Here is a 10798-nt window from a genome sequence, read left to right as displayed (position 1 = left end):
CCCTTTCTCATTTCGCAGTGCTACAATTTCCAACCATGACACCTGAGCCAGCAGGGAGTTGTAGCTCCCTTTCTCATTTCGCAGTGCTACAATACGATCAATCGAAATCTGAATACGCTTTTCGTTGTAGCTCCCTTTCTCATTTCGCAGTGCTACAATACCTTAATGGGAAACCCTTATTCTATAAGGGTTTCCCATTTTATTTGGTCTGAAAAATAGGACTTAAAATAATAATAGTTGGTCGGAATTTACCCTTTTTTCTTGGGTTTTCAGCTCTCCCAACAGCAGTTTCATGGTGGTATATTGCTTTTCTGTTACTTCCAAACAGCGGATTGACCCTTCTTGCGGTAGGTTTGCACATAGCCTATTGTGGTGTTTTTGCAACGAATCTCGACCTTTGACAATACGGCTGTATACGGAAAGCTGGAGCATTTGGTATCCATCTTTTAATAGAAACTGGCGGAATTGATTGGCGGCTTTGCGCTTTGCCGCTGTGGTAACCGGTAGGTCGAAGAAGACAATAATCCTCATAAATTTGGCCTCACTCATATTGGTATTCTTTCAATGGCAAGATTTCAGGCAGTTTCAGCTGTTTGGCGTTTTTGTCGGTTATGCTGGCTTGAAATGAAGAAATTATTTTATCGATGGCAGCTAAGGTGCTGAAATGTTGCCGTTCGATGCAGATTTGACAGTGAAGGGTCTTGATAAGGTTTTGTTTGATGTTAGGGGTCAGATCAGTTTTCAAACGGCCTTGTTCATGCAAATGTATAACGATCAGATCGGCCAATGGGCGCAAGGGTTCGATAAAGTCATCTGCGAGGTTGAATGGATTTAGTTCGCTTCTATGAAACAAGCCTAATGCAGGCAACCAACCATATAAGGTCAAGGCGCGTGCGACTGCGGCACGGAGTACGGCGTAGGTGTAGTTCAATGCGGCATTGACGGCATTGTTGTCATTACGGGTAAATTTTTCTCCAAAGAGGGCTTGGAAGTAGAGGGCGGCAGCTTGGGCTTCACGGTTTCCTGTATCGCCTGAACGGACTTCAACTGCCAAAGAGCGCAGCCGTTTGGCTGCAAGATCATTGCCTGTTTCGTCTGCGACAAATGCTTGATTTAGGATTTTTTGGCGGATGATATGTTGCCAGAGTTGCTTTTTTAAGGGTTCGCTTATATTCAGCTGCAGCTTGAGGATTTTAAGTTGGCGGTGATATTGGGCATAAGGCAGCCATTGTCCGCAGGGCAGGAACTGTTCGTCACATGTCAGTAAGGTTGCGCCATATTCGGCTAAGGCTGATAGGAGCGGGGCAGTAATCAGGGTTTCGCGGTTTTCGATGATAATAACGGCGATGTCTTCTAATGGTACGGTGTGGGACTCGCCGTTTTGTTGAATCAGCAGTTGCCGGCGTTGCAAGGATAGTTTGCCGCCGTTTTGAATAAGCAGGCTGCGCCAAGTCATGTTTTCCCCTTATTTTGATATAAAAAATCCCTGCTTCAGGCCGTCTGAAACAGGGATAGATTAATTTAACGGACAGGCGGGCGTTTTTTCAGACGGCATGGTCTGATTTCTTTGCCCAATTCGTCGATTTGGTATTTTTGGAATGAAAGGGCGGTTTTGACACCGATACCTTCCAGTATTCCATTTTTGCCAATTTTATGATCAAGATCATGAATGCGTATATTGATATTACCTGTGCCTCGATGGCAGCTGGCAAAGTAACCAAACATTCTAGCTTTTTTTGTTATTACTTCAATTAAATCATTAGGGTGTAATGAGAATTTAAAGTTGAAACTATCATCAATAAGTTGCCAATCTTCTTCATCTTTAAAAGCGATAACAGCCCTATCCGGCAAAATCCCTTTCGCTACCTGCCAACTGTAAATCGGGACCAGATGATACTTGCCGCCTTTCTCAAACACATCTACGCGCACCATGGTTGCGTTGTCGGCAATGCCATTGTGGTTGCGCACCCATACGCCGGTTTTCTGTACTTGCTCTACGCGTACGGCTTTTACTTGTTGGGTGCGGTTGCCTGCTTTATCGTATTTGTAAAACGGCTCGGCAAAGGCTTTGGCAGGATCGTCTTTATGTGCTTTCAAACGTGCTTTCAGTCCTTCGTATAGCTTATGTTCGCGCTCCCGATTGACCATTTTTTCCAAGTCTTTCAGTTTTAACTGTGTCAGCGGTACGCGCAACACACTGATGCCTTCGTCCAGTCGTTTGGCGGATTTGACGGTCTCCATATGGCCTTGCCCGCTCATCTTCCGATTGGGTGCGCGAGAAACAAACAATGGCGTAACGTATTCGTGTACGGCTTCGGGACGAGAAGATAATTTTTCAGCAAGCAGAGTGCGCAGTTTTTCGGGGGTATCCGCTTCTTCAAATTCGGGTTTGCCGTCCGGTTTGCCGAAGACGCGAATCATGACTTCTTGTGCGAAAAAATCCCAAGGTTGCGGGAAGTGTGTTTTTTGATGCAGCACTTCTCCTGTTTCTTTATCTATGGTTTTACCGTCAAACGCGTTCATCTCTTTATAGCGTACAAAACGGGTAATTTTCTGCTGCATGGCAACGGTCGAGCAGGCAACGACGACTGCGTCCAAGGCGTGATGGCGGTCGTTTTCCGTACGCACTTTGCGCAATCCCCAAAAGCCGCGCAACAGATTGGTAATTTGTCCGTTGGATGCAAAGACACGTCTTTTCCCTTTACCTGTCAGCAGCATATGGTCGGCAACGAATTGGCACAGGAAACGGTTGACGTAGCGCGTATCGTTCAGATTGCGTTCTTTAAAGCCATCTTCATCGAATTTTTGCAGCAGAATCCGTTGTTTTTTACTGCGTGGGAAACGGCTGGTTTCGACACGCGCTTTAAATTCCTGCCATTCGCGGCTGCTGTCTTTACCGTTGAAGTATTCGTAAGGGGTTTGATTACCTTTGTTTTGGTTTTCGCTGCCCAATACCAGCACTTTATTGTTGAAACTGTCGTCCCATGTGCGCGAGAACGGCAGGGCATGGTCGATTTCGACATAGCCTTTTTCGTTCAGACGGCCTAAGTTGATTTCTTTGCCCGAATACAGGCATTTGCCGTGTTGTTGCTCGTACAGGCGCAGTTTCAGAATATCTTTGGATTTGGGTTCGCCGACAAAATTAGGGAAATACTCTCGGAATTTGGCGGCGGCTTTTTCACGGTCTTTACGGTTTTCTTCTTGGCGTTTCTCGATTTCTTTGCGGTCTTTAAACGATTTTCCTACTTCCCTTGCCGTTTCAATATGAATACGCGCAGGGGAGCCGTAACGCCGAACCACGCCGTTAATGACTTTTCTGGCTTGAGATAAGGCGCGCAAGACGACTGGGTTGTGGATTTCGTCGGCAGGGATGGGCGGCAGATAAATCTTTTCTTCCGTATTTTTCTTGCCGTAATGGTCCCCGTAGATTTCGGCGCAGGCTTCATCGTAACGTTTGCCTTGCTCCATTAGAGGCACAATTCGGCGCAACGCTTTCAAGGAAACTTGGACGAACTTGTCGAAGTTGATGTGTTTTAACAGCGCTTCTAATATTTCGGGCTGTACACGGTCTTTCAGACGGCCTGTAATGTCTTCATCGGTTTTGAACAGGGAGAATGCCGTACCGATTTCGTCTTGTAATTCGGGAGAAAGGTTTAATGGAGATTTTTTGTCTTTCAAACCTTCTTTTTCCAGCGCACGGCGGATGGCGTGGTAAGCCTTCATTTCCATCAGCGTTGCCGATTCGGCATTGTCTTTGCCGTAACGCAAACCTTTGAAAAATGCCGTATCGTCCAATCCCAGCAGTTCTCGTGCTTTTGCATAAGTTAGCTTATTTTTATAAGGCATATCTATAAGCGTGGCACGTTCGGTATCAGTCAGCGGACGCTCGCTGCCTTGCTCTAAAATACGCAGGTTGTTCAGCTTGGTCAGCCAGATGAAACGTTCGGCGGTATAGGTGTTTTTAGCGGCTTTCGGCTCTGTCGGCTCAAAGGTGCAATACCCCAACATTTTTTGAACAGCATCGCCAGACAGGGCAGGGCGTTGCGCCATCAGCAGGGTTTCAATACCTTCTTTAAGGCCGTCTGAAATATGCGGATTGCCGAATTCTTTTTGTTTTTCAAACAGTACATTCAGCTCTGCCTGCAAATCTTTGCGGCTGAACGTATGCGAATAATCGCCGCGCTGGTTGCGGATATGGCCGCTTTCTTCCTCAAATTTATTTAAAGCCAATTCGGCCGGTGTGCGGAATTTGCCTGTCTGTAAGGCATGGGCATTGTCGGCTACGCCTTTAAGTAAAGCGCCAAGCTCCTTATCGGCAGTTTTGTCCTCGTTTTTTCTTTGCGACAAATAGCCGCGGTGTTTGATTAAATGTAGTAAGACTGCCGACCACTCTAAAGGCGTCAGTTTGCGGTCTAATGCGGCTATACGAAGTTGCCATGGTGTATTCGGTAAGGATTTAATCAAGCCGTTTTCATCAAAATCGGCAGCCTGTAATACGCCCTCGCGTTTCAATAGGCGACGGGCCCGAAGCAGGCGGTGGGCGCGACGGCGGGTCAGGCGGCGGACGCTGCGTGCCAAGCGTCTTGCCGCTGCGAGAGAGTCGCCTGTTTTCGGTACTTCTGCACGCTCAAATACGCGCACGCCCAAATCAATCAGGCGGATGGGGTTTTCTTCTTCGTCAATTTCTACCATCGCCCAGCCGACGGATGCGATGCCGATATCGAGGCCGAGGATGTAGTTGATTGGATTGGGTTTGAATGCAGCCATCAGTTTCTCCGTAATATGATGTTTAGTAAGTATAAATATATCCTAGGTAAGTATTATCATGCAAATGAAATGCTTGACTGGGTGCCGATTTGGAATTAGAATTTGGACATATTGTTGCACTGCGAAATGAGAAACGTTGCTACAATAAGGCCGTCTGAAAAGATGTGCCGCAACGCTCTGCCCCTTAAGGCTTCGGCTTTAAGGGGCATCGTTTTGTCTAAATGGCAGGGATTAAAAAGGCCGTCTGAAATTTCAGACGGCCTTTGGTGTTACCAGATATCGGATTTGATTTTGCGTTTCAAGCCCGGGTGTTCAGAGAGTTTGAACTCTGGATCTTTGCCCATTTTCAGCTTGGCTGTGTAGTCTTTCAACAGCAGGAAGGCAAGTGGGGACAGGAGTAGGATGGCGACGAGGTTAATCCATGCCATGATGCCCATGGCCATGTCTGCCATATCCCATACCAAGGGTACGTTGGCAACTGCGCCGAAGTAGACCCATGTCAAAACCAGCATACGGAAAACGGCGGTAACCAGCCAATGGCTCTTGATGAATTGGACGTTGGACTCGGCATAGGCATAGTTGCCGATAACGGTTGAAAAGGCAAACATAAATAGGATGACGGCAAGGAAACCCGCGCCCCATTCGCCTACCTGGCTGACGATTGCCGCTTGGGTCAGCGCCGCACCGCTCAGGTCTCCGTAAGGCTGTTGATAGGTCAAGACGATAAAGGCGGTGCATGAGCAGACGATGATGGTATCGACGAAAACGCCCAGCATTTGAATCATGCCTTGGGAGACGGGGTGCTTCACTTCGGCTGCGGCTGCGGCGTTCGGCGCGGAACCCATACCCGCCTCATTGGAATACAGGCCGCGTTTGATACCCTGCATCATGGTGGTCGAAATCAGACCGCCGAGGAAACCGCCTGCAGCCGAATCGAAGTTGAACGCGTTGGAAAAAATCTGACTGAACACGTCAGGAATCAGGGAAATATTGGTAACAATGATGAAGAGTGCTATGACGAGATATAAAACCGCCATCAGCGGAACGATGATTTCCGCGGCTTTGGATACGCGGCGGATACCGCCGAAGATAATCGGGGCGGTCAGAATAACCAGTGCAACGCCGACATAGTGTTGATCCCAGCCCCATGCCGCTTTGGTGGTATCGGCGATGGTATTGGTCTGTACGGCTTCAAATACAAAGCCGAAACAGAAAATTAGACTCAGGGCGAATAAAACGCCCAGCCATTTTTGTCCCAGGCCTTGAGTGATGTAGTAGGCAGGGCCGCCGCGGAAGTGGTGGTTGTCGTAGTCCCGGATTTTAAAGAGTTGAGCCAGTGAAGATTCAACAAACGCCGAACTCATGCCGATTAAGGCGGTTACCCACATCCAGAACACCGCGCCCGGTCCGCCGAGTTTGATGGCAATCGCCACGCCGGCGATGTTGCCCACGCCTACGCGGCTGGCCAAGCCGGTAACGAATGCTTGGAACGGTGTAATTCCGTGCGGATCATCACCTTGTTTGCGTCCACCCAACATTTCTTTGATACTGCGGCCGAAGAGGCGGAATTGTACAAAACCGGTGGTAACGGTGAAAAAGAGGCCTGCGCCTAAAAGCATATATACCAACCCCGACCACATTGGGTCGTTGATGGCGTTTATCCAGCCGTGAAGCTGTTCGAAAAATTGATCCATACAAACCTTTCAGAGTTTCTCCATTTTCAGACGGCCTGTGTGTGGAGGCTGTCTGTAACTGGATGTATTCTAGCAGACTGTCAACAAACTGAAAAACGTTTACATATTCTTTTTTATATTATCTTTTTGATTATCATGTGATTTTATTATTATGGTGTAAAGGATTTATCGATTTAAACTCTTCCGTTTTACATATTTGAACAAAAAGGCCGTCTGAAAACAGAGTCTTGTTTTCAGATGGCCTTGATTTTATTTCAATGCATTATTCGGGGCGCATTTGAGGGAACAAAATCACGTCGCGGATGGTTTGCGAATCGGTCAGCAGCATTACCAGGCGGTCAATGCCGATGCCGCAACCGCCTGTCGGCGGCAGGCCGAATTCCATCGCGCGGATGTAGTCGGCATCGTAGTGCATGGCTTCGTCGTCGCCGGCGTCTTTTTGTGCCACTTGCGCCTTGAAGCGTTCGGCTTGGTCTTCCGGATCGTTCAACTCAGAGTAGCCGTTTGCCAGTTCGCGGCCGACAACGAAAAGCTCGAAGCGTTCGGTCAAACCCGGTTTGCTGTCGGATGCGCGTGCCAATGGCGACACTTCGACAGGGTAGTCGATGATGAAAGTCGGGTTCCACAGTTTGCCCTCGGCACAACCTTCAAACAAGGCAAGTTGCAGGCTGCCGATACCCGGAGAAGGAGGCAGGCTTTCGCCGTGTTTGACGATTTCTTTTTTCAGCCATTCTTCATCGTTCAACTGCTCATCGGTGTAGTGCGGATTGTATTTTTTGATGGCACCGAGAATGGTCAGGCGTTCAAACGGGCTTTCCAAATCGACTTCTTTGCCGTTGTAGCTGATTTTTGCCGTACCGTTTACCGCGCGGGAAGCGTTGCGGATGATGTCTTCCGCCATTTGCATCATGCGTTCGTAGTCGGAGAAGGCTTCGTAGAATTCAATCATGGTGAATTCAGGGTTATGGCGTACGGACATACCTTCGTTACGGAAGCTGCGGTTAATTTCAAACACGCGTTCCAAACCGCCGACAACCAAGCGTTTCAGATACAGCTCGGGTGCAATGCGCAGGTAGAGCGGAATGTCCAAGGCATTGTGGTGGGTAACGAATGGTTTCGCTGTCGCGCCGCCGGGAATCGGGTGCATCATCGGGGTTTCAACTTCGAGATAATGCTCGTTTACCATGAAATTACGCACGGATTGGATGATTTGGCTGCGTTTGATAAACGTATTGCGCGACTCTTCATTGGCAATCAAATCGACGTAACGTTGGCGGTATTTGGTTTCTTGATCGCTCAAGCCTTTGTGTTTGTCGGGCAGCGGGCGCAGGGATTTGGACAGCAGGCGGATGTTGGACACGCGCACGGTCAATTCGCCGTGGTTGGTTTTGAACAAAGTACCTTCCGCGCCGACGATGTCGCCCAAGTCCCAGTGGTTGAAGTCGTCCAAAACTTCTTGGCTCACGCCTTTGTTGTTCAGATAAAGCTGGATTTGACCGGTAACGTCTTGAATGGTAGCGAAGCTGGCTTTGCCCATTTGACGTTTGAGCATCATGCGGCCGGCAACTTTGACGGAAATGCCTTGCGGGTCGAGTTCTTCTTTGCTGATTTCACCGTATTGGGTGTGCAGGTCGGCGGCAAAGCTGTCGCGTTTGAAATCGTTAGGGTAGGCGTTGCGTTCTTTGCGGATGTTGTGCAGTTTCTCGCGGCGCAGGGCGATGATTTGGTTTTCGTCCAACTGCGGCTCGATTTGCGGATTGTTTTGTTCGCTCATGGTGTTTTCCGGAAAAATGAGTCAGGCTGCCGGAGTTTTCAGACGGCCTGAATAAAGTGAAAAATTGGCTCTATTTTACGCGATGTCGGTGTTTTTTTCTATAAAGGCAGAAAGGCCGTCTGAAACCTGAAAAATCGGTTTCAGACGGCCTTTTGTTTCATGAAGGGTCGTATCGGTGGTTAGATATCGGTTTCCAAATAAACAACTTGGGTTTGCAGATATTCTTCCAAACCATGTTTGCCATCGGCGCCGCCGATACCTGATTTTTTCCAACCGGCATGGAAGCCCTGCATGGCTTCGAAGTTTTCGCGGTTGATGTAGGTTTCGCCGAATTGCAGGCGGCGGGTGACGTAGAAGGCTTCGTTCAGGTTGGTGGTGTACACGGAGCTGGTCAGACCGAATTCGCAGTCGTTTGCCAAGGCGATGACTTGGTCAAGCGTGTCGAAAGTGGAAACAGGCAGGACAGGGCCGAAGGTTTCTTCCTTCATGATGTCCATGTTGTTGTCGGTGTCGGTCAGCAGGGTCGGCTCGAAGAAATAGCCGCGTCCTTCGGCGCGTTTGCCGCCGCAGACCAAGGTTGCGCCTTGTCGAACTGCGCGTTCCACTTTTTCGGCAACGGCTTTGACAGCGCGCTCTTCAATCAATGGGCCCATTTCCAGTGCGCCGGGTTCGGCTTCGGCAGGGTTGCCGTAGCGTACGCCTTTCATGGCGGCGGTCATTTTTTCGATAAACGCGTCTTTCAGGCTGCTGTGGACATACACGCGTTCGGCGCAGTTACAGATTTGGCCGGTATTGCCCACGCGTGAAGCCAAGATGGATTTGACGGCCAGATCCAAGTCGGCATCTTTCAGGACGATGGCAGGGGCTTTGCCGCCCAGTTCCAGTGAGACTTTGGTAATGTTGGCGGCAGCGGCTTCCATCACTTGGCGGCCGGCATCGACAGAACCGGTTAGGCTGACCATATCGACTTGTGGATGCGATGCCAAGGCATTGCCGATTTCTGCGCCCGGGCCGTTGACGACGTTGAACACGCCTGCGGGTAAGCCTGAGGCATGGACGATTTCAGCAAAGATGTGGCAGTTAATCGGGGTAACGCTGCTTGGTTTGACGACGATGGTATTGCCTGTTACCAAAGCCGGGCCCATTTTGCGGGCGATCAGGAAGAATGGGAAGTTCCACGGCAAAATGCCGGCGATTACGCCTAAAGGACGTTTGAACAATAAAATGTTTTCGCGCGGACGGTCGCTTTGGATGATTTCGCCTTCATAACGGCGTGCCCATTCTGCTTGGTAGTCGAGATAATCGGCAGTGAACATAACTTCTATGCGTGCCAAATCTTTGGTTTTGCCGCCTTCGGCAACAATGGTATCCGTCAGCTCGTCGGCGCGTTCACGGATGCCTTGGGCAATTTTGCGCAGGTATGCGCCGCGCTCAACGGCAGGCAAACGCTCCCATGCAGTTTGCACATCTCTGGCCGCGGCAACGGCACGATCAACATCGGCTTTTCCGCCTTTAGGCTCACGCGCGATAACTTCTTCGGTTGCCGGATTCAATACATCACGCCATGTGCCGTTAAAGTCGGTTTCAAAGCGGCCGTTGATATACATAGACAGTTGTTTCATCAAACCTTCTCCTGTTGTTGTAGTTGGATGTAGTTTTAGTCTATGCTTAAATTGTCTGGCATACAAGAGGATTTAGCGTGGGTTGATGATAGGTATTTGGAAGTTTTTAGAAAAATATGATGTGCGGGGAGTTGGGCTTGATTGATTTAAGAAGTTTGTGATGTTTTGAGTTACATCTATAACAGCATTGTGACAAGAAGAAAGGCTTGATGGAAAATATAAAAAAAACCTGCTTTTTTCAAAGCAGGTTTTCATATTTGGTGGGTCGTGAGCGATTCGAACGCTCGACCAACGGATTAAAAGTCCGCTGCTCTACCGACTGAGCTAACGACCCGATAAGCTGTGCATTATAGGTATCTTGTTTCTTTTCGTCAACTGTTTTTTTGAAATTTTTTTCAAAAAACGTAAACCAGCTGTTATTTGGCGTTAATTCTCCCTGTTTTGAGCATTTATTATGTTATGATTTTTTGGTCTGTAAGTTTTGACAGATATTTTTTAGACCAAAGGATATACAACATGAAAAAATTATTGATTGCTGCAATGATGGTAGCCGGCTTGGCTGCGTGTACACAAGAAGCGAAAAAAGAAACCCAAGAGGCGGCTTCTGCTGTTGCTTCCGATGTAAACGCTGCTGCTGAAAATGCAGCTTCTGCTGTTGATACTGCTGCTTCTGAAGCCAAAGGTGCGGCTGAGCAAGCTGTTTCTGATGTTAAAGACGCTGCTGCAGATGCTAAAGCAACTGCGGATAAAGCAGTTTCTGACGCTAAAGATGCTGCCGGTAAAGCGGTTGAAGAAGCTAAAGATGCTGCCAAAGACGCAGCTAAAGACGCTATGGGTAAAGCAGCCGATGCGACTCAAGAAGCTGCCGACAAATTGAAAGACGCTGCTAAATAAGCTGGTGTTTGATATTTGAAAAGGCCGTCTGAAATGTTCAGACGGCC

General features: G+C 48.6%; 7 protein-coding genes and 1 tRNA gene. 1 reads left to right on the top strand and 7 read right to left on the bottom strand.

Annotated features, from left to right (window positions below; all coding sequences use genetic code 11):
- Positions 1 to 222: 222 nt before the first annotated feature.
- The 7 genes from cas2 to HMPREF3052_RS10370 all read right to left on the bottom strand — a co-directional run bounded on the left by cas2 (position 223) and on the right by HMPREF3052_RS10370 (position 10191).
- A complete protein-coding gene (cas2, locus tag HMPREF3052_RS10400) occupies positions 223 to 549 on the bottom strand; it encodes a CRISPR-associated endonuclease Cas2 (protein ID WP_070631832.1) in 327 nt (108 codons plus the stop codon).
- Entirely contained in the window at positions 542 to 1456 is a 915-nt protein-coding gene (cas1, locus tag HMPREF3052_RS10395; RefSeq protein WP_070749758.1) for a type II CRISPR-associated endonuclease Cas1, read from the bottom strand. The genes cas2 and cas1 overlap by 8 nt, the downstream gene beginning before the upstream one ends.
- Positions 1457 to 1521: 65 nt before the next feature.
- Positions 1522 to 4767 (bottom strand): type II CRISPR RNA-guided endonuclease Cas9, encoded by a 3246-nt coding sequence (gene cas9, locus HMPREF3052_RS10390; RefSeq protein WP_070749757.1) that lies wholly within the window; start codon positions 4765 to 4767, stop codon positions 1522 to 1524.
- 269 nt (positions 4768 to 5036) lie between these two features.
- Positions 5037 to 6461: an alanine/glycine:cation symporter family protein gene (locus HMPREF3052_RS10385; RefSeq protein WP_070749756.1), complete on the bottom strand. Its 1425-nt coding sequence runs from the start codon at positions 6459 to 6461 to the stop codon at positions 5037 to 5039.
- Positions 6462 to 6723: 262 nt separating this feature from the next.
- A complete protein-coding gene (gene lysS, locus HMPREF3052_RS10380) occupies positions 6724 to 8235 on the bottom strand; it encodes a lysine--tRNA ligase (protein ID WP_070749755.1) in 1512 nt (503 codons plus the stop codon).
- 179 nt (positions 8236 to 8414) lie between these two features.
- Complete coding sequence (gene aldA, locus HMPREF3052_RS10375) at positions 8415 to 9857, bottom strand: aldehyde dehydrogenase (protein ID WP_070749754.1); 1443 nt, start codon at positions 9855 to 9857, stop codon at positions 8415 to 8417.
- Between the two features lie 258 nt (positions 9858 to 10115).
- A tRNA-Lys gene (locus tag HMPREF3052_RS10370) sits at positions 10116 to 10191 on the bottom strand.
- 182 nt (positions 10192 to 10373) lie between these two features.
- Here HMPREF3052_RS10370 and HMPREF3052_RS10365 point away from each other — a divergent pair.
- Positions 10374 to 10751 (top strand): Ag473 family lipoprotein, encoded by a 378-nt coding sequence (locus HMPREF3052_RS10365; RefSeq protein ID WP_070749753.1) that lies wholly within the window; start codon positions 10374 to 10376, stop codon positions 10749 to 10751.
- Positions 10752 to 10798: the final 47 nt, after the last annotated feature.

Source organism: Neisseria sp. HMSC056A03 (assembly GCF_001815685.1).
Classification (GTDB): domain Bacteria; phylum Pseudomonadota; class Gammaproteobacteria; order Burkholderiales; family Neisseriaceae; genus Neisseria; species Neisseria subflava.
Note: the sequence above shows the minus strand (reverse complement) of the source record. Positions and strands in the feature narration are given on the sequence as shown.

Excerpts from the sequence above, each read along its gene's own strand:
- cas2 (WP_070631832.1), bottom strand. The coding sequence starts at position 549 with ATGAGTGAGGCCAAATTTATGAGGATTATTGTCTTCTTCGACCTACCG.
- cas1 (WP_070749758.1), bottom strand. The coding sequence starts at position 1,456 with ATGACTTGGCGCAGCCTGCTTATTCAAAACGGCGGCAAACTATCCTTG.
- aldA (WP_070749754.1), bottom strand. The coding sequence starts at position 9,857 with ATGAAACAACTGTCTATGTATATCAACGGCCGCTTTGAAACCGACTTT.
- HMPREF3052_RS10365 (WP_070749753.1), top strand. The coding sequence starts at position 10,374 with ATGAAAAAATTATTGATTGCTGCAATGATGGTAGCCGGCTTGGCTGCG.
- lysS (WP_070749755.1), bottom strand. The coding sequence starts at position 8,235 with ATGAGCGAACAAAACAATCCGCAAATCGAGCCGCAGTTGGACGAAAAC.
- cas9 (WP_070749757.1), bottom strand. The coding sequence starts at position 4,767 with ATGGCTGCATTCAAACCCAATCCAATCAACTACATCCTCGGCCTCGAT.
- HMPREF3052_RS10385 (WP_070749756.1), bottom strand. The coding sequence starts at position 6,461 with ATGGATCAATTTTTCGAACAGCTTCACGGCTGGATAAACGCCATCAAC.